General features: G+C 69.9%; 24 protein-coding genes. 14 read left to right on the plus strand and 10 right to left on the minus strand.

The genetic code is table 11. The features are described from left to right. Positions 1–16: 16 nt before the first annotated feature. The 3 genes from DI272_RS34250 to fasR all read right to left on the minus strand — a co-directional run bounded on the left by DI272_RS34250 (position 17) and on the right by fasR (position 3,245). Complete coding sequence (locus tag DI272_RS34250) at positions 17–1,018, minus strand: ketoacyl-ACP synthase III (protein ID WP_109499060.1); 1,002 nt, start codon at positions 1,016–1,018, stop codon at positions 17–19. 17 nt (positions 1,019–1,035) lie between these two features. Beyond that, positions 1,036–1,950 (minus strand): ACP S-malonyltransferase, encoded by a 915-nt coding sequence (locus DI272_RS34255; protein ID WP_109499061.1) that lies wholly within the window; start codon positions 1,948–1,950, stop codon positions 1,036–1,038. An 89-nt stretch (positions 1,951–2,039) separates the two neighbouring features. Next, on the minus strand, positions 2,040–3,245 hold the full coding sequence (gene fasR, locus DI272_RS34260) for a fatty acid biosynthesis transcriptional regulator FasR (protein ID WP_109499062.1): 1,206 nt from the start codon (positions 3,243–3,245) through the stop codon (positions 2,040–2,042). Positions 3,246–3,384: 139 nt separating this feature from the next. Between fasR and DI272_RS34265 the strand changes: the two genes are divergently transcribed. Then, a complete protein-coding gene (locus DI272_RS34265; protein ID WP_109499063.1) occupies positions 3,385–4,035 on the plus strand; it encodes a pirin family protein in 651 nt (216 codons plus the stop codon). Here the strand turns inward: DI272_RS34265 and DI272_RS34270 are convergent. Beyond that, positions 4,032–4,847, minus strand: a complete 816-nt coding sequence (locus DI272_RS34270) for a serine hydrolase (protein WP_109499064.1) — start codon at positions 4,845–4,847, stop codon at positions 4,032–4,034. The two genes, DI272_RS34265 and DI272_RS34270, sit on opposite strands and share 4 nt — an antisense overlap. A 156-nt stretch (positions 4,848–5,003) precedes the next feature. On the opposite strand from DI272_RS34270, the gene DI272_RS34275 reads away from it, so the two are divergent. Continuing rightward, positions 5,004–5,477: a MerR family transcriptional regulator gene (locus DI272_RS34275; RefSeq protein ID WP_181387408.1), complete on the plus strand. Its 474-nt coding sequence runs from the start codon at positions 5,004–5,006 to the stop codon at positions 5,475–5,477. Continuing rightward, complete coding sequence (locus DI272_RS34280; protein WP_109499065.1) at positions 5,474–6,490, plus strand: aldo/keto reductase; 1,017 nt, start codon at positions 5,474–5,476, stop codon at positions 6,488–6,490. The genes DI272_RS34275 and DI272_RS34280 overlap by 4 nt, the downstream gene beginning before the upstream one ends. A 1-nt stretch (position 6,491) precedes the next feature. Here the strand turns inward: DI272_RS34280 and DI272_RS34285 are convergent, their stop codons facing one another. The 3 genes from DI272_RS34285 to DI272_RS34295 all read right to left on the minus strand — a co-directional run bounded on the left by DI272_RS34285 (position 6,492) and on the right by DI272_RS34295 (position 9,333). Continuing rightward, positions 6,492–7,349, minus strand: a complete 858-nt coding sequence (locus DI272_RS34285) for a DUF4429 domain-containing protein (RefSeq protein ID WP_109499066.1) — start codon at positions 7,347–7,349, stop codon at positions 6,492–6,494. A gap of 57 nt (positions 7,350–7,406) precedes the next feature. After that, positions 7,407–8,624 carry an alpha/beta hydrolase gene (locus DI272_RS34290; protein WP_109499067.1) on the minus strand — a complete coding sequence of 406 codons (1,218 nt, stop codon included), beginning with the start codon at positions 8,622–8,624 and terminating at the stop codon, positions 7,407–7,409. Positions 8,625–8,706: 82 nt separating this feature from the next. Beyond that, on the minus strand, positions 8,707–9,333 hold the full coding sequence (locus tag DI272_RS34295; RefSeq protein WP_109499068.1) for a TetR family transcriptional regulator: 627 nt from the start codon (positions 9,331–9,333) through the stop codon (positions 8,707–8,709). Between the two features lie 66 nt (positions 9,334–9,399). Between DI272_RS34295 and DI272_RS34300 the strand changes: the two genes are divergently transcribed. Both DI272_RS34300 and DI272_RS45705 read left to right on the plus strand, forming a co-directional pair. Further along, positions 9,400–11,019, plus strand: coding sequence for an MFS transporter (locus DI272_RS34300; RefSeq protein WP_109499069.1), 1,620 nt, complete (start codon positions 9,400–9,402; stop codon positions 11,017–11,019). A gap of 286 nt (positions 11,020–11,305) precedes the next feature. Continuing rightward, complete coding sequence (locus DI272_RS45705) at positions 11,306–11,614, plus strand: small hydrophobic protein (RefSeq protein ID WP_109499070.1); 309 nt, start codon at positions 11,306–11,308, stop codon at positions 11,612–11,614. A 474-nt stretch (positions 11,615–12,088) separates the two neighbouring features. On the opposite strand, the gene DI272_RS34315 is transcribed toward DI272_RS45705, so the two are convergent. Together DI272_RS34315 and aceE are read right to left on the minus strand one after the other, a co-directional pair. Further along, a complete protein-coding gene (locus tag DI272_RS34315) occupies positions 12,089–12,826 on the minus strand; it encodes a potassium channel family protein (protein ID WP_109499071.1) in 738 nt (245 codons plus the stop codon). Between the two features lie 84 nt (positions 12,827–12,910). Beyond that, a complete protein-coding gene (aceE, locus tag DI272_RS34320; RefSeq protein ID WP_109499072.1) occupies positions 12,911–15,658 on the minus strand; it encodes a pyruvate dehydrogenase (acetyl-transferring), homodimeric type in 2,748 nt (915 codons plus the stop codon). A 342-nt stretch (positions 15,659–16,000) separates the two neighbouring features. On the opposite strand from aceE, the gene DI272_RS34325 reads away from it, so the two are divergent. From DI272_RS34325 to DI272_RS34350, 6 genes are all read left to right on the plus strand, one after another. Then, positions 16,001–16,438: a DUF3052 domain-containing protein gene (locus tag DI272_RS34325; protein WP_181387409.1), complete on the plus strand. Its 438-nt coding sequence runs from the start codon at positions 16,001–16,003 to the stop codon at positions 16,436–16,438. A 133-nt stretch (positions 16,439–16,571) separates the two neighbouring features. Beyond that, positions 16,572–17,030 carry a peroxiredoxin gene (locus tag DI272_RS34330; RefSeq protein ID WP_109499074.1) on the plus strand — a complete coding sequence of 153 codons (459 nt, stop codon included), beginning with the start codon at positions 16,572–16,574 and terminating at the stop codon, positions 17,028–17,030. A gap of 131 nt (positions 17,031–17,161) precedes the next feature. After that, positions 17,162–17,737, plus strand: a complete 576-nt coding sequence (locus DI272_RS34335) for a calcium homeostasis/redox stress adaptation protein (protein WP_059191513.1) — start codon at positions 17,162–17,164, stop codon at positions 17,735–17,737. A gap of 132 nt (positions 17,738–17,869) precedes the next feature. Continuing rightward, the gene (locus tag DI272_RS34340; protein WP_109499075.1) at positions 17,870–18,445 is read left to right on the plus strand and encodes a TerD family protein; all 576 of its coding nucleotides are present in this window, start codon (positions 17,870–17,872) and stop codon (positions 18,443–18,445) included. Between the two features lie 148 nt (positions 18,446–18,593). Continuing rightward, on the plus strand, positions 18,594–19,739 hold the full coding sequence (locus DI272_RS34345; RefSeq protein WP_109499076.1) for a DUF475 domain-containing protein: 1,146 nt from the start codon (positions 18,594–18,596) through the stop codon (positions 19,737–19,739). A 282-nt stretch (positions 19,740–20,021) separates the two neighbouring features. Beyond that, the gene (locus tag DI272_RS34350) at positions 20,022–20,759 is read left to right on the plus strand and encodes a Tellurium resistance (RefSeq protein WP_109499077.1); all 738 of its coding nucleotides are present in this window, start codon (positions 20,022–20,024) and stop codon (positions 20,757–20,759) included. A gap of 58 nt (positions 20,760–20,817) precedes the next feature. On the opposite strand, the gene DI272_RS34355 is transcribed toward DI272_RS34350, so the two are convergent. Beyond that, positions 20,818–21,618: a TerD family protein gene (locus DI272_RS34355; protein WP_109499078.1), complete on the minus strand. Its 801-nt coding sequence runs from the start codon at positions 21,616–21,618 to the stop codon at positions 20,818–20,820. 234 nt (positions 21,619–21,852) lie between these two features. Here DI272_RS34355 and DI272_RS34360 point away from each other — a divergent pair, with 234 nt between their 5' ends. Genes DI272_RS34360 through DI272_RS34370 form a run of 3 tightly spaced genes read left to right on the plus strand, consistent with a single transcriptional unit; the run spans position 21,853 to position 26,347 of the window. After that, positions 21,853–23,019 carry an HpcH/HpaI aldolase/citrate lyase family protein gene (locus DI272_RS34360; RefSeq protein ID WP_109499079.1) on the plus strand — a complete coding sequence of 389 codons (1,167 nt, stop codon included), beginning with the start codon at positions 21,853–21,855 and terminating at the stop codon, positions 23,017–23,019. A gap of 23 nt (positions 23,020–23,042) precedes the next feature. Continuing rightward, positions 23,043–25,532, plus strand: coding sequence for a phosphoribosyltransferase (locus tag DI272_RS34365; protein ID WP_109499080.1), 2,490 nt, complete (start codon positions 23,043–23,045; stop codon positions 25,530–25,532). Next, a complete protein-coding gene (locus tag DI272_RS34370; protein ID WP_109499081.1) occupies positions 25,532–26,347 on the plus strand; it encodes an HAD family hydrolase in 816 nt (271 codons plus the stop codon). The genes DI272_RS34365 and DI272_RS34370 overlap by 1 nt, the downstream gene beginning before the upstream one ends. Positions 26,348–26,372 lie beyond the last annotated feature (25 nt).

Here is a 26,372-nt window from a genome sequence, read left to right on the forward strand (position 1 = left end):
GCGGCAGCGGCGGTGCCTAGGGGAGGGTAACGACAGTCGCGGCGTAGACGAGACCCGCCCCGAAGCCGATGACGAGCGCGGTGTCGCCGCTCTTCGCCTCACCGGTCGCCAGAAGCCGCTCCATCGCGAGCGGGATCGAGGCGGCCGAGGTGTTGCCGGTGGTGCGTACGTCACGGGCGACCGTGACGGACTCCGGCAGCTTGAGTGTCTTCACCATCGAGTCGATGATCCGCTCGTTGGCCTGGTGCGGGATGAAGACGTCCAGGTCGTCCGCGGTGATGCCGGCGGCGTCCAGCGCCTCCTTGGCGACCTTCGCCATCTCGAAGACGGCCCAGCGGAACACCGCCTGGCCCTCCTGCGTGATGGCGGGGAACTTGGCGACCTCACCGGAACGGTAGTCCGTCCACGGCACGGTCTGCTTGATGGTCTCGGACTTGTCGCCCTCGGAACCCCACACGGTCGGGCCGATGGCCGGTTCCTGCGAGGGACCCACGACGACCGCGCCCGCGCCGTCACCGAACAGGAAGGCCGTCGCACGGTCCTCCAGGTCGGTCAGGTCGGACAGCCGCTCGACGCCGATCACGAGGACGTACTCCGCCGAGCCCTCGACGATCATGCCCTTGGCGAGGGTGAGGCCGTAGCCGAAACCGGCGCAGCCCGCCGAGATGTCGAACGCGGCGGCCTTGTTCGTGCCCAGCTTGTCGGCGATCTCCGTCGCCACGGCCGGGGTCTGCTTGAAGTGGGAGACGGTCGAGACGATCACGCCGCCGATCTGCTCGGCGGAGATCCCGGCGTCGGCGATCGCCTTGCCGGACGCCTCGATCGACATCGCGGCGACGGTCTCCTCGTCGTTCGCCCAGTGCCGGGTCTCGATGCCGGAGCGCGAACGGATCCACTCGTCGGAGGAGTCGATCGTCTCGAGGATCACCTCGTTGGGCACGACCCGGACCGGGCGGTAGCCGCCCACGCCCATGATCCGCGCGTACGGGGCGCCCTTGCTGGGCTTGATCTTCGACATTGCTCGGTCGCTCCTTTTCAGGCGCTCTGCTCGGCGATGAGCTCGCGAGCGGCGTCGAGGTCGTCGGGGGTCTTCAGGGCCAGCGTCTGCACACCCGGCAGCGCCCGCTTGGCGAGGCCGGTGAGGGTGCCGCCCGGGCACACCTCGATGAGCGCGGTGACGCCGAGCTCCTTGAACGTCTCCATGCACAGGTCCCAGCGGACCGGGTTGGCCACCTGGCCGACCAGCCGCTCCAGCACCTCGGCGCCGGTGGCGACGGTCCGCCCGTCCTTGTTGGAGACGTAGGCCACCGTCGGGTCGGCGGGCGTGACGGCCTCGGCGGCCTTCGCCAGCGTGTCGACCGCGGGCGCCATGTGGTGCGTGTGGAACGCGCCGGCCACCTTCAGGGCGATGACCTTGCGGACGCCCTCGGGCTTGTCCTCGTTGAGCGCGGCGAGCTGCTCCAGGGTGCCGGCGGCCACGATCTGGCCCGCGCCGTTCATGTTCGCCGGGGTCAGGCCGAGCTTCTCCAGGTGCGCGACCGAGGTCTCCGGGTCGCCGCCGAGCAGCGCCGACATCCCGGTCTCGGTGACCGCGGCGGCCTCGGCCATGGCCAGACCGCGCTTGCGGACGAGGGTCAGCGCGGCGGTGTCGTCGAGGACACCGGCGAAGGCGGCGGCGGTGAACTCACCGACGGAGTGGCCCGCGACCGCGCCCGGAGCGACGGCACCGAGTGCCGAGGCGGACAGGATGCCGGCCGCGACCAGCAGCGGCTGGGCCACGGCGGTGTCGCGGATCTCGTCCGCGTCGGCCTGCGTGCCGTAGTGGGCGAGGTCCAGCCCGATGGCGTCCGACCACGCGGCGACGCGGTCGGCGGCACCGGGGAGTTCGAGCCAAGGAGTCAGGAAGCCGGGCGTCTGGGCGCCCTGGCCGGGAGCGACGAGTACGAGCACTCTCACACTCTCTCTTGAGGGCGGCCCAAGCCGCCCGTGGGGACAGGGACGAAGAACACGAGGGGGTTTTGTGGACCCCCGACAAAAGCCTAGAGCTGGAGATCCCCGTCGGCCAGACGCCCCAGGATCAGCGCGATCCGCAGCGTGAACGCGGAACGTACATCGGAAGGCGACCAGCCGGTGACGTCAGTCACACGTCGAAGCCGGTAGCGCACGGTGTTGGGATGGACGAACAGCATCCGGGCCGCACCTTCGAGGCTGGACGCCTGTTCGAGATAGACGGAGAGCGTCTCCAGAAGGGCCGACCCGGCCTCCTCCAGTGGTCTGTAGATCTCCTCCACCAGCTGCTCGCGGGCGCTGGGGTCCCCGGCGATGGCACGCTCCGGAAGCAGATCGTCCGCCAGCACCGGCCGCGGCGCGTCCTGCCAGGCGGAACACGCCTTCAGCCCCGCCGCGGCGGCCTGCGCGGACCGGGTCGCGGCCAGCAGATCGGGCACCACGGGCCCGGCGACCACCGGCCCCGCCGCATAAGGCCCGATCAGCGACTTGGCGACGCCGATCGGATTGTCGCTGCCGCCCGCGATCACCACGAGCCGGTCGCCCAGCACCCCGGTGAGCACCTGGAGCTTGGCGTGCCGGGCGGCCCGCCGGATCGCCTCGACGGTCAGCTCGGAGTCGCCGTCGGGAGCGGTACCGAGTACGACACACACATGTTCGGGGGCGTTCCACCCGAGCGCGGCGGCCCTGCTCACCGCCCCCTCGTCGGCCTCGCCGCTCAGCACGGCGTTCACGACGAGCGACTCCAGCCGCGCGTCCCAGGCACCGCGTGCCTCGGCGGCCTGGGCGTACACCTGGGCGGTGGCGAAGGCGATCTCGCGGGCGTACACGAGGAGGGCCTCGCGCAGGGTGTTCTCGTCACCGGGCGCCGCGACCTCGTCGATCGCCGACTCCATGACCTCGATGGTGGTGCGCACCATCTCCACCGTCTGCCGCAGGGTGATGGCCCGGGTCAGCTCGCGCGGAGCGGTCCCGAAGACGTCGGTGGAGATGGCCTGCGGGGCGTCCGGACGCCGGAACCACTCCGTGAAGGCCGCGATACCGGCCTGGGCGACCAGCCCGATCCAGGAACGGTTCTCCGGAGGCATGGCCCGGTACCACGGCAGTGTCTCGTCCATGCGCGCGATGGCCTGCGCGGCGAGGGAGCCTGACGACTTCTCCAGCCTCTTCAGGGTCGCGGCGTGCGGATGGACGACGGATGCGGCGGCTGCGGCGTTGCCGGTTTCGGGTTCGGGCACGGGACAAGACTGCCTTATTGGATGGGTCGGTCGCCTACGGGGTGGGTTTTGATCGGGTCCGTCGCCTACGGGGTGCTTTCTGCCGAGTGGGGCTGTGCCGTGGGGAAGGCCCCGGCCCGGCAGTAGCGTGGGGTCCGTGATGGATGTGCGACGCGCCGGCGAGCGCTACCCAGGGGGCGAGGCCGGGACCGGGATCGAGTCCCGTCACGCCTTCTCCTTCGGGGCCCACTACGACCCCGACAACCTCCGCTTCGGCGCGCTGATCGCCTGCAACGAGGAACGGCTCGTGCCCGGCGCCGGCTTCGACGAGCACCCGCACAGCCACACCGAGATCGTGACCTGGGTGGTGGAGGGCGAGCTCACGCACCGCGACACGGCGGGGCACGAGACGAAGGTCCGCCCCGGCGACCTCCAGCGTCTGAGCTCCGCCGGCGGCGTCCGCCATGTGGAGCGCAACGACGGCGACCGGCCCCTGACCTTCCTCCAGATGTGGCTGGCACCCAGGGAGCCGGGCGGCGACCCCGCCTACGAGATCGTCCGCGGCATCGCCGACTCCACCCCGTACGCCGTCCCGGAGGCGGGCGCGATGCTGCACGTACGGCGGCTGGGGGCCGGGGAGCGGACGGCGGTGCCGGACGGGCGGTACGTCCACGTCCATGTCGTGCGCGGTGAAGTGCGCCTGGACGGCGAGGCGTTGGGGCCCGGTGACGCGGCCCGCATCACCGACGCCGAGGGTGTGGACGCCGTCGCCGTGACGCCGGCCGAGCTGCTGGTCTGGGAGATGGCCTAGAGCTCACCGAGCACGGCGTCGGTGAACACCGGCCACACCTCCACCGCCCACGGCCCGAACGCCCGGTCCGTCAGGGCCACGCAGGCGGCCCCCGCGTCCGGGTCGGTCCAGAGGAACGTACCGGACTGGCCGAAGTGCCCGAAGGTGCGCGGGGAGGAGGAACTCCCCGTCCAGTGCGGGGACTTGGAGTCGCGGATCTCGAAGCCGAGGCCCCAGTCGTTGGGGTTCTGGTGACCGTAGCCGGGCAGGACGCCCTTGGTGCCCGGGTACTGGACCGTCATGGCGTCGGCGACCGTGCGCGGGTCGAGCAGGCGCGGGGCCTGCACCTCGGCGGCGAAGCGCAGCAGGTCCTCGACCGTCGAGACGCCGTCCTTGGCCGGGGAGCCCTCCAGCGAGGTCGACGCCATGCCCAGCGGCTCCAGCACCGCCTGCCGCAGGTACTCGGCGAAGGGGATGTCCGTCGCCTTGGCGATGTGGTCGCCGAGCTGCTCGAACCCGGCGTTGGAGTACAGGCGGCGCTCACCGGGCGGGGCCGTCACCCGGTGCTCGTCGAAGGCGAGGCCCGAGGTGTGGGCGAGGAGATGGCGGACCGTCGACCCGGCGGGCCCCGCCGGCTCGTCGAGTTCGATCGCCCCCTCCTCGTACGCGACGAGCGCCGCGTACGCCGCGAGCGGCTTGGTGACCGAGGCCAGGGGGAAGCGCCGGCCGACGGGGCCGTGGGTGCCGAGGACCGTACCGTCGGCCCGTACGACACCCGCCGCGGCGGTGGGAACCGGCCAGTTCTCGATCAGCGCGAGGCTCTGCAAGGACATGCCGTCGAGCCTAAGCGTTCAGAGCTTCGGCTCCGGCAAGGGGTCCGGCCCGGGGAGGAGGCCGAGGGGGCCGTGTGCCACGCCCCGTCCCGTCCTGTGGATTTCTTACCGGTTCCGCTTGCTTGGAGTGCACTCCAAGGTTTTAGCGTTGAGGTCATGACGGTGATGGAGACCACGACCACCACGGGTACCAGGACCGACAGCTGTGCCGCCCCGCCGCACGCGCACCGGCGCCCCGAGGGCCAGGACAGCTACACGATCAGCGAGGTCGTCGCCTTTACCGGCCTGTCGGCGCACACGCTGCGCTGGTACGAGCGCATCGGCCTGATGCCGCACATCGACCGCTCGCACACCGGCCAGCGCCGGTACAGCAACCGCGACCTGGACTGGCTCGACCTCGTCGGCAAGCTCCGGCTCACCGGCATGCCGGTCGCCGACATGGTGCGGTACGCGGAACTGGTGCGCGAGGGCGACCACACGTTCACCGAACGGTACGAGCTCCTGGAGACGACCCGGCGGGACGTCCTGTCCCGGATCGCGGAACTCCAGGACACCCTCGCCGTTCTCGACCGGAAGATCAGCTTCTACGCCGACGCCGGTCGTGCCTACGAAACGGAGAAAGCCGGATGACGGACAGCAGGATCCCCACCGCACGACTGGGCGCCGACGGCCCCGAGGTGGGCGTGCAGGGCCTCGGCTGCATGGGCATGAGCTTCGCCTACGGCCCCGCCGACGCGGGCGAGTCCCGGGCCACCCTGGAGCGGGCCCTGGAACTCGGCGTCACCCTCTACGACACGGCGGACGCCTACGGTGCCGGGGAGAACGAGAAGTTCCTCTCCCCGTTCTTCAAGGCGCACCGCGACGAGGTCGTGATCGCCACCAAGTTCGCCCTGACGGTCCCGCCGGACGACCCGACCCGGCGCATCATCCGCAACGACCGGCCCTACATCCGCCAGGCCGTCGAGGCCAGCCTCAAGCGCCTCGACGTCGACGTCATCGACCTCTACTACATGCACCGGCGCGATGTGAACGTGCCGATCGAGGAGACCGTCGGCACCATGGCCGAGCTGGTGCGCGAGGGCAAGGTCAAGCACCTGGGCCTGAGCGAGGTCACCGGCGCCGAGCTGCGGGCCGCCCAGGACGTCCACCCCATCGCCGCCGTGCAGTCGGAGTGGTCGCTGTTCAGCCGGGACATCGAGGCGGGCGTGGTCCCGGCCGCCCGTGAGCTGGGCGTGACCCTCGTCCCGTACTCCCCGCTCGGCCGCGGCTTCCTCACCGGCTCCTTCGCCAACGCCGACAAGGACCTCACCGCCGACGACTTCCGCCGCCAGCAGCCCCGCTTCACCGGCGAGAACGCGGCCGCCAACGTGGCCCTGCTGGAACCGGTCCGCACGGTCGCCGAGGCCCATGGGGTGTCGCTGGGGCAGGTGGCGCTCGCCTGGGTCCAGCAGCAGGCCCGGGTGCACGGCCTGACGGTGGTCCCGATCCCGGGCACGCGCAAGGCGAGCCGGGTGGAGGAGAACGTCGCGGCGGTGCGCATCGAGCTGACGGAGGCGGAACTGGCCCTGCTGGAGCCGATCGCGGAGAAGGTCGCGGGAGACCGGTACGCGGACATGACGTTCGCCTCCGCGGGCCGCGAGTAGCTCACAGCTCGGCCAGCAACTCCGCCTTCTTCACGGAGAACTCCTCATCGGTGACCAGCCCGGCCTGATGCAGTTCTCCCAGATGACGGATGCGCTCGGCGATGTCGGCCGGATCGCGCCTCGGCGCGCTGGCCGGCACCGCCGCGACGGGCCCCCGCTCACGTACCGCGGCGAGCACGGCCGCCGCGAACGGCAGCGACTCGTGCACCGGCCCGTAGCCCAGCCCGAACACCACGGCCGCCGGGTCCTGGTCGGCCTGCGCGGGCGACGCCACGTCACCGCGGCGCAGCCGCAGATGCCCCTCGAAGACCTCTGGTGACCGCCACTCCACCCCGCTGAGCTCCGAGACGGCGAAACTCTGGTCGCCGGCCTTCCACTTCGCCGACGACGCCCCCGTCCAGAACCACCGGAAGAACACGGTCTTCCCGTCGAAGGACGCCTTCCCGTCGTACGCCTTGAAGGACAACGGCACCTCGGGCGCCGGCACGAGGAAGCGGTCCGCCGGCTCGTCGTCCGGCGTCAGGAGCGCCCGCAGCTCGTCGGCGTAGTACTCGGCGAGGGTCTCCCGCTCGGCCGGCAGCACCAGCCGGTACGGGTCGCAGCCCTCCTTCAGCTGACCGGCCGCCGCCTCCATCAGCGGATCGGCGCCCGGCCGGGGCTCGGCGCGCAGGACGACCGTGCCGCGCTTGCCGGGGGTCAGGGTCACCCCGGTCAGGGCCCGCAGCGGAATCCTGCGCTCGCCCAGCGCCTGGAAGAGCTTGGGTGTTCGAATGCCTCGTTCGTAACGGATGAGCACGGAGTCGGACTCGAACTCCCAGGCAGCATGAAATCCGGCCAGTACGTCACCCATGCGGCTCATCGTATGCGGCACGAGCTCCTCCGTCGCCTCCCTGCGCAGACCGCAATTCCTGCGCCTCTACGCGCGTCCGTCCGTCGTGGTGCCGGACAAACCGGCCCGGCAGGCCCTGTCGTCGTCGGCACAGTGCACCGAGCGGTAGGCGCCGACGCCGATGTCGGCGAAGTTCAGCAGGCTCTCGGTGCCCGGCTCGAAATAGCCGCTGTGCCCCTTCGCGTCCGCCGCCGACAGCACCCGGGCCCCGAACGCGGAGGACACCGGGTCGGCCCCGTGGCCCAGCCCGCCGAGCTCCAGGTACGGCACGTCCTGGATCCAGTCGTCCGCGTCCCGCATCGCCCACACCTGCGCCGAGGTGTGCAGATGGGAGGCCTTCTCCACCCGCATCCCCGGGCTGCCGGCGACCGCTATGTCGGAGACCCGGCCCGGCAGCTCGTGCGCGGCGACACCGCAGACCACGGAGCCGTAGCTGTGGCAGAACAGGGAGACGGGCGAGCTGCCGGGCAGCGCACGCAGCAGCGCGTTCAGCCGCACGGCGCCCTCCGCGGCGCGCAGGCCGGTCGCCGAGTCGAGGCCGATCCCGCCGGGCGCGGTGTAGTCGGCCCAGGCGATGACGGCCGTACGCGTCGAGGGGCTCGCCGCCTTCTCGGCCGCGTACAGGGACTTGGCCATGCCGACCGGCGCCGAGTACTTGCGGTAGGTGCGCTGGAAGGTGAGCAGGTCGGTGTCGACGCCGGGGACGACGACCGAGATCCGCTCCGCCTTGCTCAGGTCTCCGAAGACCTCGGCGACCCGGCCCGAGCCCTCCGGGTCGAAGGCGAGGATGTGCCGCTGGTCGTTCATCAGCGACTCGTAGCGGTGCATACGACGGCCCGCGTCGCGTTGCCCGTCGGGCGTCAGGCGGGTGTCGTGCATGCGCTTCAGCTCGGTCTTGCGGGCCTTGCCGAGCGCGATGCGGTTGGCGCGGTAGCGCAGCTCGACGGGGGCGCCGTTCATGTTGCCGACCGCCAGCGGGTAGCGGTGGGCGAGCCGGTCGCGCTGCGGAGCGGTGAGCGAGGCGAAGAACGCGGCGAGCCGGGCGGGTGAGGCATCCGGGTCGGGCAGGGCGTGGCCCGCCATACGGCCGTGCTCCCAGGCGTTGAGCGAGGCCTGGAGCGGGCTGGTGGGCCGGTGGCCCTTGAGCGCGGTCCAGCCGGTGGTCGCCAGCATCACGAACACCACGGCCAGCGCGAGCAGTGCGCGCCAGACGTTCAGTTGGGGAGAGGTGTCGAAGGAAGTCACTGGGAGGACACACTAGGAGAACGAGAGGGTCTCGCGTTAACCGAGTGACGGGTATCACGTTTCGGTCGACGCGGTGACATCGTCAGCCCGTTCGCCAGCCGCCCGTGAGTGCCGGGCCCACCTGTTCGAGATACGACACCGTCAGCGCGCGCATGGCGTCCAGGCCGGCGTCGGCTCCGGTGCTCCACTGCCGCTCCGTCACCCGCATCACCCCGCTGAAGACGGCCACCACGACGCGGGGCCGCGGGTCCGTGTCCACGTCGAGCCCCTCGCGCTCGGCGACGAGCCGCGCGAGCGTCTCCTCGATCTCCATGGAGCGCCGCAGATGGGCCGCGAGCAGCACCGGCGTCGACTCGATGACCTGGTACATCCGCAGGTACAGCTCGATCGGCACGACGGACTCGATGACGTCGCTCAGCGAGTCCCAGCCCTGCACCACGGCCTGCCGCAGGGCCTCCATCGGCGCCTCGTGGGGCGGTCGCCCGCGCACCGCGTCCACGAAGTGCGCCACCGCCAGTTCGACCACCGCCAGGGCGGCCTCCTCCTTGTTCGCGAAGTAGCGGAAGAAGGTGCGCTGCGAGACGTCGACGGCGGCGACGACGTCGTCCACGGTCGTCTGCTCGTACCCGCGGGTGGTGAACAGTTCGAGGGCGGCTCGCAGCAGGGCCTCACGGGTGCGCTGCTTCTTGCGTTCGCGCAGGTTTTCCATGCTGTGTCAGTTACCGACTTGTGAATTGCTTTGTCAATTGTCAGTGGCTGTCACTAGCCTCGGAGCATGACTAGTCAGACCACGCTCGACAAGACGGGACCGGGGGACGAGGCGCCGGCCTCCCCGTCGGACCCGGCACCGGCCGCCGGGCTGCGCGGCCACCCCTGGTTCACCCTCATAACCGTGGCCGTCGGCGTCATGATGGTGGCCCTCGACGGCACCATCGTGGCCATCGCCAACCCGGCCATCCAGAAGGACCTCGGCGCCACCTTCGCCCAGGTCCAGTGGATCACCAACGGCTACTTCCTCGCCCTCGCGGTCTCCCTGATCACCGCGGGCAAGCTCGGTGACCGCTTCGGCCACCGCCAGACCTTCCTGATCGGCGTCGTCGGCTTCGCCGCCGCGTCCGGCGCGATCGGGCTGTCCAGCAGCATCGGCGCGGTCGTCACCTTCCGCGTCTTCCAGGGCCTGTTCGGCGCGCTGCTGATGCCGGCCGCGCTCGGCCTGCTGCGCGCGACCTTCCCGGCCGAGAAGCTCAACATGGCCATCGGCATCTGGGGCATGGTCATCGGTGCCTCCACCGCGGGCGGCCCCATCCTCGGCGGCGTCCTGGTCGAGCACGTCAACTGGCAGTCGGTGTTCTTCATCAACGTGCCGGTCGGACTCCTCGCCCTGGTCCTCGGCGGGCTGATCCTCCTCGACCACCGCGCCGAGAACGCGCCCCGCTCCTTCGACATGCTGGGCATCGCCCTGCTGTCGGCCGCGATGTTCTGTTTGGTCTGGGCTCTCATCAAGGCGCCGGCCTGGGGCTGGGGCGACGGCAAGACGTGGGCGTTCATCGTCGGCTCCGTGCTGCTGTTCGGGCTCTTCGCCTTCTGGGAGACGAAGGTCGCCGAACCGCTGATCCCGCTCGGCCTGTTCCGCTCGGTCGCGCTGTCCGCGGGCGTGATCCTGATGGTGCTGATGGCCATCGCCTTCCTGGGCGGCCTGTTCTTCGTGACGTTCTACCTCCAGAACGTCCACGGCATGAGCCCCATCGACGCGGGCCTGCACCTGCTCCCGCTCACCGGCATGATGATCGTCGGCTCCCCGCTCGCGGGCCTGATGATCACCAAGGTCGGCCCGCGCATCCCGCTGGCGGGCGGCATGGCCGCCACCGCGATCGCGATGTACGGCATGTCGACCCTGGACACCGGTACCAGCGGCCTCGTCATGTCCGTCTGGTTCGCCCTGCTGGGCCTGGGCCTCGCCCCGGTCATGGTCGGCGCGACCGAGGTCATCGTCGGCAACGCTCCGCTGGAGCTGTCCGGTGTCGCCGGTGGCCTCCAGCAGGCCGCGATGCAGATCGGCGGCAGCCTCGGCACCGCGGTCCTCGGTGCCGTGATGGCGTCCAAGGTCGACAGCGACCTCGCGGGCAACTGGAAGGCCGCGGGCCTGCCGGAGCTCACCGCCGCCCAGCAGGCGCAGGCGTCCGAGGCCGTCCAGGTGGGCGTGCCGCCGGTCGCCAAGGGGACTCCGGAGGCGATCGCCGCGAAGATCACCGACGTCGCGCACGACACGTTCATCTCCGGCATGAGCCTGGCGTCCCTGGTCGCCGCGGGTGTCGCGACCGTCGCGATCTTCGTCGCGCTGCTCACCAAGCGGGGCGCGAACGCCGAAGCGGGTGCGGGCGTCGGCCACATCTGACCCGCCGCGAAGGGCCGCCGTCGGAGAACAATCCGAGGCACAATCCGAGGCAACTTCCCTCATCAGAGTGAAGACGCTAAAGATTCCTCGCCCCTGGTACACACCGCACGTCACAGTAGGTGAAGCCCTCCGGTACGGAATGTTCCGCAGGCAAGTGCGCGGAGGGCGACCGGCGTTGCGGCGCGCTGCCGGAGGGGGGCGGCGCGCCGCAAGACCGGAGGATTAGGACAGGAACCGGGGGTACCCGACTCCTTGAACCCAACCAACCCAAGGGTTCAGGGAGTTGATGATGGCGGGCTTCGGACACGGAACGCGCAGGTACCCCCGCTCGCGTGGCCGGACGTGGTCACGGACCGGGCCGGATCGCGCGACGCTCGGAATCATCGGAGTCATCTGTGCGGTCGCCGGCTTCTTCGTGCTGGGCATCATTCTGGGCCCCGTGGCGATCGTCTGCGGTTGGCTTGCCATGGGTCGCACGTGGTCGCGTTCGCGGCCGGTGACGGCCTTGGTCGCCTTTGTGCTGGGCGCTATTGACACGCTTCTGGCGGTCGTGTGGCTGGCGGGAGCGGCTTTCCCGGGGAACGGCGTGTTCTAGCCGGGGAGTGAGGGAGGGGCCCCTGGCGTGATGGGCCGGGGGCCCGCCCGCGTCTGCGGACCTGCTTGATGAGGCCCTTCGCTGATCCGATCGCTGATCTGACGTGGTGACGGACCGGGCCGGATCGCGCGACGCTCGGAATCATCGCCGGGGGTCTGGGGGTGTCCCCCCAGAGGGGTCGTATCTGCGCGGTCGCCGGCTTCTTCGTGCTGGGCATCATTCTGGGCCCCGTGGCGATCGTCTGCGGTTGGCTTGCCATGGGTCGCACGTGGTCGCGTTCGCGGCCGGTGACGGCCTTGGTCGCCTTTGTGCTGGGCGCTATTGACACGCTTCTGGCGGTCGTGTGGCTGGCGGGAGCGGCTTTCCCGGGGAACGGCGTGTTCTAGCCGGGGAGTGAGGGAGGGGCCCCTGGCGTGATGGGCCGGGGGCCCGCCCGTGTCTGCGGACCTGTTTGATGAGGCCCTTCGCCGTCGCTCACTTCTCCACGGTTGCCTTCTGGAGCGCCGCGACCTGCGCCCGCAGCGCCCGCACCTCTTCCGTCAGCGCCATGATCGCCTCCGTCTGGCGGCGTTCCTCCACGTCGTCCTTCTCGAAGCGGGCGATGAACCACGCCGCGATGTTCGCGGTGACGACACCGAGCAGGGCGATGCCGGACAGCATCAGGCCGACCGCGATCATCCGGCCCAGACCGGTCGTCGGGGCGTGGTCGCCGTACCCCACGGTCGTCATCGTCGTGAACGACCACCACACCGCGTCACCCAGCGTCCGGATGTTCCCGTCCGGCGAGTCCCGTTCCACCGAGAGGACCGCCAGGGAGCCGAACATCAGCAGGCCCACCACCGCCCCCGCGACATACGTCGTCAGCCGGATCTGCGAGGCCATCCGCGCCCTGCGCTGCACCAGCAGCAGCGTGGCGACGAGCCGCAGCAACCGCAGCGGCTGGAGCAGCGGCAGCACCACCGCCCCCAGGTCGAGCCAGTGCCGCCGTACGAACTCCCGCCGATCCCGCGCGATCGACAGCCGGACGACGTAGTCGACGGCGAACGCCCCCCACACCACCCACTCGACGCCCGTGCACACGGCCGTCAGCTGATGGCCGGCCGAGTCGTCGACGATCGGTACGGCATAGGCGACGGCGAACAGCACCGCGAACGCCATCAGGGGCCGCTGGGTCAGGTGTTCCCAACGGACCTGCGCCGATTGTTCCTTCATGACCGCATCGTAAAGAAGCGGTAAGGGAAAACGGTAAGGGCGGCGGAGCCGCCAGGCCCCACCGCCCTCACCCGCGGCATCGTGCTACGCGTCGCCGCCCGCGGCCCCCGGGTCGGCCGCCGAGACGTCGAGCAGCTGGTACCGGTCGATCGCCTGCTTCAGCGCGGACCGGTCGACCTTGCCCTCCTTCGCCAGCTCGGTCAGCACGGCCACCACGATCGACTGGGCGTCGATGTGGAAGAACCGGCGGGCCGCACCCCGGGTGTCCGCGAAGCCGAAACCGTCCGCACCCAGCGACTGGTACGTCCCCGGCACCCACCGCGCGATCTGGTCGGGAACCGATCGCATCCAGTCGGACACGGCCACGAACGGCCCCTGCGCACCCGACAGCTTCTGCGTCACGTACGGCACCCGCTGCTCCTCCTCGGGGTGCAGCAGGTTGTGCCGCTCGACCTCGACCGCCTCGCGCCGCAGCTCGTTCCAGGAGGTCGCCGACCAGACGTCCGCCTTGACGTTCCACTCCTCGGCGAGGATCTTCTGCGCCTCGATCGCCCACGGGACCGCGACCCCGGACGCGATGACCTGCGCCGGGACGGAGCCCGCGGTGCCCTCGCCGATCCGGTGGATGCCCTTGAGGATGCCCTCGACGTCCACGTTCTCCGGCTCGGCCGGGTGCTGGATCGGCTCGTTGTAGACGGTCAGGTAGTAGAAGACGTCCTCGCCCGGCTTGCCGTCCGCGGTCGGCCCGTACATCCGGCGCAGACCGTCCTGCACGATGTGCGCGATCTCGTACGAGTACGCCGGGTCGTACGCGACACAGCCGGGGTTGGTGGAGGCCAGAAGCTGCGAGTGGCCATCCGCGTGCTGCAGACCCTCACCCGTCAGCGTCGTACGGCCCGCGGTCGCACCCAGCACGAAACCGCGCGCCAACTGGTCGGCCATCTGCCAGAACTGGTCGCCGGTGCGCTGGAAACCGAACATCGAGTAGAAGACGTAGACCGGGATGAGCGGCTCGCCGTGCGTGGCGTACGCCGAACCCGCCGCGATCAGCGAGGCCGTGCAGCCCGCCTCCGAGATGCCGTCGTGCAGCATCTGGCCGGTCGGCGACTCCTTGTAGGCGAGCAGGAGATCGCGGTCCACCGACTCGTACTGCTGGCCCAGCGGGTTGTAGATCTTCGCACTCGGGAAGAACGAGTCCATGCCGAACGTGCGGTACTCGTCCGGCGCGATCAGCACGAACCGCTTGCCGAGCTCCTTGTCCCGCATGAGGTCCTTGAGGAGCCGGACAAAGGCCATGGTCGTCGCGATCGACTGCTGACCCGAGCCCTTCTTCACGGTCGCGTACGCCTTGTCGTCCGGCAGCGCCAGCGGCTTCGCACGGACCACGCGCGTGGGGACGTAACCGCCCAGCCCCTTGCGGCGGTCGTGCATGTACTGGATCTCCTCCGAGTTCCGGCCCGGGTGGAAGTACGGCGGCGCGCCGGACTCCAGCTCCTTGTCGGAGATCGGCAGGTGCAGCCGGTCGCGGAAGCCCTTGAGGTCGTCGACCGTCAGCTTCTTCATCTGGTGCGTGGCGTTGCGGCCCTCGAAGTTCGGGCCCAGCGTCCAGCCCTTGATCGTCTTGGCGAGGATCACCGTCGGCTGGCCCTTGTGCGCCTTGGCCGCCGAGAACGCCGCGAAGATCTTCTTGTGGTCGTGACCACCCCGGCCCAGGTGCAGGATCTGGTCGTCGGTCATGTTCTCGACCATCGCGCGCAGCCGGTGGTCGTCCCCGAAGAAGTGCTCGCGGATGTAGGAACCCGGCTCGGTGGCGTACGTCTGGAACTGACCGTCCGGCGTGGTGTTCATCTTGTTGACCAGGACGCCGTCGCGGTCCTGGGCCAGCAGCGGGTCCCAGGAGCGGTCCCAGACCAGCTTGATGACGTTCCAGCCGGCGCCGCGGAAGACCGACTCCAGCTCCTGGATCACCTTGCCGTTGCCGCGCACCGGGCCGTCGAGGCGCTGGAGGTTGCAGTTGACGACGAAGGTGAGGTTGTCCAGGCCCTCACGCGCGGCGATGGTCAGCTGGCCGAGCGACTCCGGCTCGTCCATCTCGCCGTCGCCGAGGAACGCCCACACATGCGACTTCGAGGTGTCGGCGATCCCGCGCGCGTGCATGTACCGGTTCATCCGCGCCTGGTAGATCGCGCCGATCGGGCCGAGCCCCATCGACACGGTCGGGAACTCCCAGAAGTCCGGCATGAGCCGCGGGTGCGGGTACGAGGACAGGCCGTAGGGCGCCTTGGACTTCTCCTGGCGGAACGCGTCGAGGTTGTCCTCGCTGAGCCGGTCCAGCAGGTACGCGCGCGCGTAGATGCCCGGGGAGGCGTGGCCCTGGAAGAAGACCTGGTCGCCGCCGTCGCCCTCGTCCTTGCCGCGGAAGAAGTGGTTGAAGCCCACGTCGTACAGCGACGCGGAGGAGGCGAACGTGGCGATGTGGCCGCCCACGCCGATGCCGGGCCGCTGGGCGCGGGAGACCATCACCGCGGCGTTCCAGCGGGTCGCGTTGAGGATCTTGCGCTCGATCTCCTCGTTGCCGGGGAAGAACGGCTCGTCCTTGGTGGCGATGGTGTTGACGTAGTCCGTGCTGCGCATCTCCGGCACGGCCACGCGCTTCTCGCGGGCCCGCTCGATCAGCCGCAGCATCAGATAGCGCGCCCGCTCCCGGCCGCGCTCGTCGACGGCGGCGTCGAGGGAGTCGAGCCACTCCTGGGTTTCCTCGGGATCGAAGTCAGGAACCTGACTCGGAAGGCCGCCAATGATGATCGGGTTGCGATCGGATCCGGAAGCCACGCTGTTCCTTACCTGTCAGAGGGCCGTATTCCTGTATGTCTGCACCGCTCCCCATCGTGTACCTCGGGGCGTCAAACGTCATCTCTACCGTGGGGTAACAAGGGGCGCGTACCCAGGTATGGTTCTCAAACGCCCAAAGGGGGCAGAAACGTGTGGCGTGCGCCACTGTAGAGCCGTGATGATGTGCCTGGAGTTGCGGTGACACGTTCCGGAACGTCACCGTTTCGGCGGTCTGAACGGCCGGGTACTTGCGCGATCCGCCCCGCCCGTGTGGACTACGGCCAATGCTTCGCGCACGCGCGTGGCTGAGTTATTCCCGAAGACATGATCAGGAGGCAACCCGTGAGCGCGACCGCGGACCACGCGGAGGAGCGGACGAACCCTGCCGCAAGGCTGGGGTTCCAGCCCGAGCAGGTGGTCCAGGAGATCGGCTACGACGACGACGTCGACCAGGAGCTCCGCGAGGCCATTGAGGAAGTCATCGGCGGCGAGCTGATGGACGAGGAGTACGACGACGTCGCCGACGCCGTGGTGCTGTGGTTCCGCGACGATGACGGCGACCTCACCGACGTGCTGGTGGACGCCACCACGTACATCGAGGAGGGTGGCTCGATCCTGCTGCTGACGCCGAAGACCGGCCGCGACGGCTATGTCGAGCCCAGCGACATCTCCGAAGCCGCGACGACGGCGGGGCTCTCCGCCTCCAAGAGCGTCAGCGTCGGAAAGGACTGGAGCGGCAGCCGTCTGGTGACGCCGAAGGGCGCCAAGTCGAAGCGGTGACCTCCGCCCGGTAGAACCGGTAGTACCGGACGGGCTGAGCCACCCAGTGTGGTCAGCCCGTCCGTCGGCCTGTCGTGATCGCTGCGTAGGGTGGGTCTCACCCGAACAGTCCCACCGAAAGGGATTCACGACGATGGCCATCCAGGTCGGCGAAAAGGCCCCCGACTTCGAGCTCAAGGACAACCACGGCGCGACCGTGAAGCTGTCGGACTTCCGCGGCAGCAAGAACGTCGTCCTGCTCTTCTACCCCTTCGCCTTCACCGGGGTGTGCACCGGCGAGCTCTGCGAGCTGCGCGACCACCTGCCGCAGTTCTCCGACCGCGACACCCAGCTCCTCGCCGTCTCCAACGACTCCATCCACACCCTGCGCGTCTTCGCCGAGCAGGAGGGCCTGGAGTACCCGCTGCTGAGCGACTTCTGGCCGCACGGCGAGGTCTCCCGCGCGTACGGCGTCTTCGCCGAGGACAAGGGCTGCGCGGTGCGCGGCACCTTCGTCATCGACAAGGAGGGCGTGGTCCGCTGGACCGTCGTCAACGCCCTGCCCGACGCCCGTGACCTGAACGAGTACGTCAAGGCCCTCGACGCCCTCTGATCCGTCGACACCCTGTGATTCTTCGGTTCCAAGGCCTGCGAGCCACGGGAACCCGTCACTAGGATCGGCTCGTTGATCCGGTATCAAACGCATGGCGGGGCTCCCCGCCCCTGGACACCAATGGAGGACTCGTGGGAGTCAGCCTCAGCAAGGGCGGCAACGTATCGCTGACCAAGGAGGCCCCCGGCCTGACCGCGGTCATCGTCGGTCTGGGGTGGGACGTCCGCACCACGACCGGCACGGACTTCGACCTCGACGCCAGCGCGCTGCTGCTGAACAGCTCCGGCAAGGTGAGCAGCGACGCCAACTTCGTCTTCTTCAACAACCTCAAGAGCCCCGACGGCTCCGTCGAGCACACCGGCGACAACATCACCGGTGAGGGCGAGGGCGACGACGAGCAGATCAAGGTCAACCTCGCGGCCGTCCCGGCCGACATCGAGAAGATCGTGTTCCCGGTCTCGATCTACGACGCCGAGAACCGCCAGCAGTCCTTCGGCCAGGTCCGCAACGCGTTCATCCGCGTCGTGAACCAGGCCGGTGAGGCGGAGATCGCGCGCTACGACCTCTCCGAGGACGCGTCCACCGAGACCGCGATGGTCTTCGGCGAGCTGTACCGGCACGGCGCGGAGTGGAAGTTCCGCGCCATCGGCCAGGGCTACGCCTCGGGCCTGCGCGGTATCGCGCAGGACTTCGGCGTCAACGTCTGACGTCGGCAGTGTTCCACGGCTGAGTCGTGACCTTCCGGGACGCGACATTGCCGAATCCGGCGCCGTACGGTTTGCGTACGGCGCCGGACGCGCACGACAACAAAAAAGCAGCACACGGGGAGGACCAGCATCATGGGCGTCACGCTCGCCAAGGGGGGCAACGTCTCCCTGTCCAAGGTCGCACCCAACCTCACCCAGGTGATGGTCGGGCTCGGCTGGGACGCACGTTCCACCACCGGAGCCGACTTCGACCTCGACGCGAGCGCGCTGATGTGCGCCGGCGGACGGGTCATGGGTGACGAGTGGTTCATCTTCTACAACCAGCTCAAGAGCCCGGACGGCTCCGTGGAGCACACCGGCGACAACCTCACCGGTGAGGGCGAGGGCGACGACGAGTCGATCCTGATCGACCTCTCCAAGGTGCCGGCCCAGTGCGACAAGATCGTCTTCCCGGTCTCGATCCACATGGCCGACGAGCGGGGCCAGACCTTCGGCCAGGTCAGCAACGCGTTCATCCGCGTGGTCAACCAGGCCGACGGCCAGGAACTCGCCCGCTACGACCTCTCCGAGGACGCCTCCACCGAGACCGCGATGATCTTCGGCGAGGTCTACCGCTACGGCGGCGAGTGGAAGTTCCGCGCCGTCGGGCAGGGGTACGCGTCCGGCCTGAGGGGCATCGCCCTGGACTTCGGGGTCAACGTCTCGTGAGACGCCAGGACAACGTCTCATAACGCGTTATGAGCAAAAGCCGGTCCCCGGCGGGCGGCGAAGGGGTCGGGACTAGACTTCGGCTTCAAAGTCTTCGTAAAGCCGAGTACGGCGCGGGGGAGACCCGTACACAAGGATTGGGTAGCCAGTGGTTCTGAAAACCTTCGGCTGGTCGTTCGCGATCACCGCGCTCGGCCTCGTCGCAGCGGTCTTCTACGGGGGGTGGGAGGCCTTCGGCATCGTGGCGATCCTCTCCATCCTGGAGATCTCGCTGTCCTTCGACAACGCGGTGGTCAACGCCGGGATCCTGAAGAAGATGAATGCCTTCTGGCAGAAGATCTTCCTCACCATCGGCGTGCTCATCGCCGTGTTCGGCATGCGGCTGGTGTTCCCGGTCGTCATCGTCGCGATCAGCGCCAAGCTGGGTCCCATCGAGGCCGTCGACCTCGCGCTCAACAACAAGGACCACTACCAGGAACTCGTCACCGACGCCCACCCGGCGATCGCCGCGTTCGGTGGCATGTTCCTGCTGATGATCTTCCTGGACTTCATCTTCGAGGACCGGGACATCCAGTGGCTGCGCTGGATCGAGCGCCCGCTCGCCAAGCTCGGCAAGGTCGACATGCTGTCGGTCTGCATCGCGCTGATCGTCCTGCTGATCACCGCCTTCACCTTCGCCACCCACGCCCACCAGCACGGCGGCGCCCACGTCGACAAGGCCCAGACGGTCCTGATCTCCGGTATCGCGGGCCTGATCACCTACATGGTCGTCGGCGGCCTGTCCGGCTACTTCGAGGACAAGCTGGAGGAAGAGGAGGAGCGGGAGCACGAGGAGGAGGAAGAGGCCGCGCGCACGGGCAAGAAGAGGCCCGCCGTCGTCCTCGCCGGCCAGGCCGCGTTCTTCATGTTCCTCTACCTGGAGGTCCTGGACGCCTCGTTCTCCTTCGACGGCGTGATCGGCGCCTTCGCCATCACCAACGACATCGTGCTGATGGCCCTCGGCCTCGGCATCGGCGCCATGTACGTCCGGTCGCTGACGGTCTACCTGGTCCGCCAGGGCACCCTCGACGACTACGTCTACCTGGAGCACGGCGCGCACTACGCGATCGGCGCGCTGGCCGTGATCCTCATGGTCACCATCCAGTACGAGATCAACGAGGTCATCACCGGTCTCGTCGGCGTCGTCCTGATCGCCTGGTCCTTCTGGTCCTCCGTACGCCGCAACAAGGCCCTCGCGGCGGCCGAGGGAAACGCCGGCTCGGACGAGAAGACTGAGGTCTCGTCCGGGGTGTGACACCCCTCGGGCTGAGAGCCTGTGTCATATTCCCGGTCGGATCAGCGCGCGGCGTCTGGTGCGTGCGATCGCAAGGCGCCGGAGCGCCCACGTGGCGGAGTCACGTGGGCGCTCCGGCAACGCGGCGAGCGCGCGTGCCAGGCGTCGTGCGCCCGGCCGGGGATATGACACAGGCTCTGAGGGAACGCTCTGAGCGGGGCGGCGTCGAGGCGAGTCCTCGACGCCGCCCCGTCGGTCTTTGACAATGCGGTCAGTGAAGTGGTCATCGAGGTGGGGGCGGTAATGGGCTTCTTGGACGGACTCCGGCCCGGACGCGCGGTCGAGTTCGACTCGGGCAACGCGGCGACCAACGCGATCGAGCTCACCAAACGGCACGACCGTGTCTCCCTGAGCAAGCAGGGGGCGGAGACGGGCCATCTGCGCATCAACCTCGCCTGGCGGATGCGGACGTCCGACATCGGCGGCTCCCAGCGGGAGTCGCTGCTGCGGCACCCCTTCCGGGCGCTCAAGCCGCCGGAGGTCATGGGACACAGCCAGAGCATGGTCAACGTCGACCTCGACCTGGGCTGCCTGTACGAGCTGGCGGACGGCTCCAAGGGCGTCGTCCAGCCCCTGGGCGGCCTCTTCGGCGACGTCAACGCACCGCCGTACGTGAAGCTGAGCGGCGACGACCGGTTCGGGTCGGCGTCCGGCGAGACGATCTACGTCAACCTCGATCACCGGGACTCCATCAAGCGCATCCTGGTGTTCGTCTACATCTACGACCAGACGCCGGCCTTCGACCGGACCCACGCGAGCGTGACGCTGTACCCGAGCAACGGGCCGCGGATCGAGATAGGCCTCGACGAGCGGCATCCGCAGGCGCGGTCGTGCGCGGTGGTGATGATCGAGAACGTGAAGGGGGAGATCATCGTGCGGCGTGAGGTGAAGTTCGTGTACGGGTTCCAGGCTGAGCTGGATCGGCTGTACGGGTGGGGCCTTCAGTGGGGGCGGGGTTACAAGACCAAGGCGGAGAGGTGAGGGGCGCCCGGGCAGCCGCACATTCCATGGGCAGCCCCGCGCCCCTGGGTAGCTCCCCTCAGCGACCGATGAACTGCGGGCCTTGGGGAGGCAGCCGGAAGTCCGGGTCCAGCGTTGCGCCTGCGGGCACCGGAGGCTGCGGGTAGCCGTACGCCGGCTGGCTGGTCGGCTGGGGGTAGCCGTACGCCGGTTGCGCCGTCGGGGGCGTCTGCGGGTAGCCGTAGGCCGGCTGGGACGGGACCGCGGTCGGCTGCTCCGGCGGGAGCGGCTGGGAGATCTCCGGGGCCGGGACGGGAGCCGGTTCCTCGGTGACCTCCGAGTCGTCCACCGAGATGCCGAAGTCGCTGGCCAGGCCCTTCAGACCGTCCGAGTAGCCCTCGCCCAGCGCGCGGAACTTCCAGCCGTCGCCGCGGCGGTACAGCTCCCCGCAGATCAGCGCCGTCTCCCGGCCCGTCTCCGGCTTGATGTCGAAATAGGCCAGCGGCTCACCCTCGGCGACCGCGGCGTCGTACAGCAGAATGCGCAGCGCGCGTACCTGGTCGAACGTGACGCCGTCCGCCGATGCGACCAGCAGAATCTGGCCGACACCGGGCTCGACACCGGACAGATCTGTCTGGATCGTGTCGGTGAGGCCCTCGGCGACCCGCTTCTTGCCGAGCCGCCACACCTTCCCGGAGGGGTGCCGGGGCTGGTTGTAGAAGACGAAGTCCTCGTCGGAACGTACGCGACCGTCGGGGCCGAGGAGCAGCGCCGAGGCGTCGACATCCGGGACCCCCTGCCCGGGCGTCCAGCGCACCACGGCGCGTACCGTGGTGACTTCGAGCGGGACGTTCGACCCCTTCAGCATGGCGTGCGTCATGCGGTCATCCTGCCTTCTCGGTCCTGATCACGACAACGCGGGGGTAGGTGCTCGACACAGGCGCCCGACAAGGCGCGCGGCACGGTGTTCGACCATGGTGTCCACCTGGTTGTCCCCGCGGGCGTTACCTGAAATTCATGCCCGACGGGAACCTCTGACATGGCTCGGTACGTACTATTACCGGCCACCTGTTCTCAAAATCCACAGGCTTACCTTGCGCCACGGGGGAGTTTTATGCGTCATTTCGGGCACATCGCCCCTGAGGTGCGACAGCGCCTCTTCCACCGCGAGCCCTGCGCGTTCGACGCGGACTCGCCGGCCCGGCTGCTCTCCGCGGCCCTGGGCGCCACGCTCTACAGTCCGGCCACCCGCCCCCGGCTGGCCGACGACGTCGTCAAGCAGGCCGAACGCGGCGTGGTCTCGATGGTGCTGTGCCTGGAGGACTCCATCGGCGACGAGGACGTCGCCGCCGGTGAGGAGAACCTGGTCCGGCAGTTCGCCGACCTCGCCGCCCGGGACGGCGCCGGGCTGCCCCTGCTCTTCATCCGCGTGCGCACCCCCGAGCAGATCCCCGACCTCGTCCAGCGCCTCGGCGCGACCGTGCGGCTGCTGACCGGGTTCGTGTTCCCCAAGTTCACCGAGGAACGCGGCATCCCCTTCCTGGAGGCCCTCGCCGTCGCCGAGCACGCGAGCGGCCGCCGCCTGTTCGCCATGCCGGTCCTGGAGACGCCCGAGCTCATGTACCGCGAGTCGCGCGTCGACGCCCTGGAGGGCATCGCCCGCGCCGTCGACAAGTACCGCGACCGGGTCCTCGCCCTGCGCCTCGGCGTCACCGACTTCTGCTCCTCGTACGGCCTGCGCAGAGCCCCCGACATGACGGCCTACGACGTCCAGATCGTCGCCTCCGTGATCGCCGACGTGGTGAACATGCTGGGCCGCGCCGACGGCACCGGCTTCACCGTGACCGGCCCCGTCTGGGAGTACTTCCGGGTCCCGGAGCGCATGTTCAAGCCGATGCTGCGGCACAGCCCCTTCCTGGAGGGGCAGGCGGTGGAGCTGCGCGAGAAACTGATAGAGCACGCCATGGACGGGCTGCTGCGGGAGATCTCCCTCGACCACGCCAACGGCCTGCTGGGCAAGACCTGCATCCACCCCTCCCACGTGCCGGCGGTGCACGCGCTGTCCGTCGTCAGCCACGAGGAGTACAGCGACGCGGCCGACATCCTGCGGCCCGAGCGCGGTGGCGGAGGCGTTCTGCGCTCGCAGTACACGAACAAGATGAACGAGGTGAAGCCGCACCGCGCCTGGGCCGAGCGGACCATGCTGCGCGCGGAGGTCTTCGGCGTCGCGAACGAGGACGTCAGCTTCGTCGACCTGCTCGCCGCCGGAATACCCGGCTGAACCCACCTCCACCCAAGGGACGCATGAACAACGCAGTGAACAGCAAGGTGCCGGACACCCTCTGGTCCGGCACCTGGGTCGCCGAGCGCCTGGGGGTCGAACTCGTCGGCGACGCGAGCCTGACCGACCTCCTCGGCCTGGCCCTGCGCCGCAACCCCAAGCGGGCCCACCTCCTCGTCTCCCACGTGCTCGGCAAGCACGTACCGCAGTCGCCGACGGTGGTGTACGGCCATGGGTTCGCCCTCGGCCGCCGGGTGCGCGACCTCCTCGGCGCGGAGGCGGCCACCGCGGTCGTCCTCGGCTACGCGGAGACCGCGACGGGCCTCGGCCACTCGGTCGCCGACGGCCTGGGCACGGCCCCGTACCTGCACTCCACCCGCCGCCCGGTCGCCGGCGTCGCCCAGGCGGGCGGCTTCGAGGAGTCCCACTCCCACGCGACGTCCCATCTGCTGCTCCCGGAGGACGCGGGGCTGCTGGCCGGTGACGGTCCGCTGGTGCTGGTCGACGACGAGTTCTCGACGGGCAACACCGTCCTGAACACGATCAGGGACCTGCACGAGCGCTATCCGCGGGGCCGGTACGTGGTCGTGGCGCTGGTCGACATGAGGTCGCAGGCGGACGCGGGGCGCCTGGAGGAGTTCGCGCGGGAGATCGGCGCGAGGGTGGACCTGGTGGCGGCGGCTTCGGGGAACGTACGCCTGCCGGAGGGGGTACTGGAGAAGGGCCAGGCTCTTGTCGCCGAGTACTCGGACGCCCCGGCGGCGCGGGGCTGTGCTGGATCTGCGGCCACCGCCGCGCGGGCGCGACCAGCCTCCGCCGTCCCGCAGCCGAAAGCGGACCGAGTGGACCTCCACTGGCCGCACAACCTCCCCGACGGCGGACGCCACGGCTTCACCCCCGCCCACCGCACCCGCCTCGAAGCCGCCCTTCCCGAGATGACCGCCCGCCTGGCGGAAGCGCTCCCGGCCCAGGCCCGCCGCATACACGTCCTCGGCTTCGAGGAGCTGATGTACGCGCCCCTGAGACTCGCCCGCGAACTGGAGCAGGTCGCGGGAGGCATCGAGGTCACCTACTCCACCACCACCCGCTCGCCCGTCCTGGCGGTCGACGACCCCGGCTACGCGATACGCAGCCGCCTGGTCTTCCCCGCCCATGACGACCCCGCCGACGGCCCGGGCGACCGCTACGCGTACAACATCGCCGGCGCCGGTTTCGACGTGGTGGTCGCGGTGGTCGACTCCGCCGCCGACACCCCCGAACTGCACGCCGCCGACGGCCTGTTGGCCCAGCTGGCCGAGACCGCGCCGCACATACTGCTCGCGGTCGTCCCGTCGTACGTCCCCGAAAGGCCCACCATGCTCCCCGAGCCCCTCCGCGGCCCCGCCTTCTCCTCGTACGCCCCCGACGAGGTCGGCTGGCTGCTCCAGGACCTCTCGGACGTGACGCTGGAGGCGCCGACCGAGGAGCGCGAGGAGGCCATCCAGAGCGGCGGCGCGCACTACGCCGAGTCGCTGCCGGTGGAGTACCAGCCGAGCGAGCAGTACCAGCAGCTGTTCCACACCGCCCTCGACGCCTCCGCGGCCCGGCTCGCGCAGGCGGTCGGTGCCGTGACCGAGATCGTCCTCGAAGAGCGTTCGCCGCGGCCCGTCCTCGTCTCGCTGGCCCGCGCGGGCACCCCCGTCGGCGTGCTGATGCGCCGCTGGGCCAAGTTCCGGCACGGCCTGGATCTTCCGCACTACGCCGTCTCGATCGTCCGTGGCCGCGGCATCGACGCCAACGCGCTGCGCTGGCTGGCCGCCCACCACGACCCCGCCGACGTCGTCTTCGTCGACGGCTGGACCGGCAAGGGCGCCATCACCCGTGAACTCGCCGACGCGATCAAGGAGTTCGAGGCCGCGGGCGGCGCCACCGGCTTCGACCCGGAGATCGCGGTCCTCGCCGACCCGGGCTCCTGTGTGCGCACGTACGGCACCCGCGAGGACTTCCTCATCCCCTCCGCCTGCCTCAACTCCACTGTCTCCGGCCTGATCTCCCGTACCGTCCTGCGCGCCGACCTCGTCGGCCCGAACGACTTCCACGGCGCGAAGTTCTACCGCGAACTCGCCGGCGCGGACGTCTCCGTGGACTTCCTGGATGCCGTGTCCGCCACCTTCCCCGAGGTCGCGGACTCCGTGGAACAGCAGGTCAAGGAGCTGCTGTCGGGCGACCGCGAGCCCACCTGGGAGGGCTGGGCGGCCGTCGAACGCATCAGTGAGGAGTACGGCATCCACGACGTGAACCTCGTCAAGCCCGGCGTCGGCGAGACCACCCGGGTGCTGCTGCGCCGCGTACCGTGGAAGATCCTCGCGCGGGCCGGAGCGGGCGCAGACCTGGACCACGTACGGCTGCTGGCCGAGCAGCGAGGCGTACCGGTGGAAGAGGTCGCCGAACTGCCCTACACCTGCGTGGGGTTGATCCACCCCAAGTACACGCGGGGCGCGACCGGCGCCGACGGCAAGGCGGTGGCGGTCTGATGCCGGTGCTGGTGGCGAGCGACCTCGACCGTACGCTCATCTACTCCGCGGCGGCCCTCGCGCTGACCATGCCGGACGCGCGGGCGCCGCGGCTGCTCTGCGTCGAGGTGCACGAGAGCAAGCCCCTGTCCTACCTGACGGAGACGGCCGCCGGGCTGCTGGCCGACCTCGGGGACGCGGCGGTGTTCGTGCCGACCACGACCCGGACCCGCAAGCAGTACCAGCGCATCAACCTCCCTGGCCCGGCGCCCACGTACGCGATCTGCGCCAACGGCGGCCACCTGCTGGTGGACGGCGTCTCGGACGCCGACTGGCACGCCCGCGTGCAGGCGCGGCTGGCCGACGAGTGCGCCCCGCTGGCGGAGATCCGCGACCATCTGATGGCGTCCGCCGACCCGGCGTGGGTGCGCAAGCACCGGGTCGCGGAGGACCTCTTCGCCTACCTCGTCGTCGAGCGCGAGCTGCTGCCCGAGGACTGGGTGAAGGAGCTCGCGGTCTGGGCGGAGAACCGCGGCTGGACGGTCTCCCTCCAGGGCCGCAAGATCTACGCCGTCCCGAAGCCGCTCACGAAGAGCGCGGCGATGCGGGAGGTGGCCCGGCGCACGGGGGCGGAACTGACGCTGGCCGCGGGCGACTCCCTGCTCGACGCCGACCTGCTGCTGGCCGCGGACCGGAGCTGGCGGCCGGGGCACGGGGAGCTGGCGGACGCCGGGTGGGCGGCGCCGACGATCACGGCACTGCCGGAGCGAGGGGTGCTGGCGGGAGAGCGGATTCTCCGGGAGTTCCTGAAGGCGACGCGCACGCCGACGCCGTGAGGGGCGCGGGGCCGTGTTGCATGTG

The organism is Streptomyces sp. Act143, assembly GCF_003143935.1.
In the GTDB taxonomy this organism is placed as follows: Bacteria; Actinomycetota; Actinomycetes; order Streptomycetales; family Streptomycetaceae; genus Streptomyces.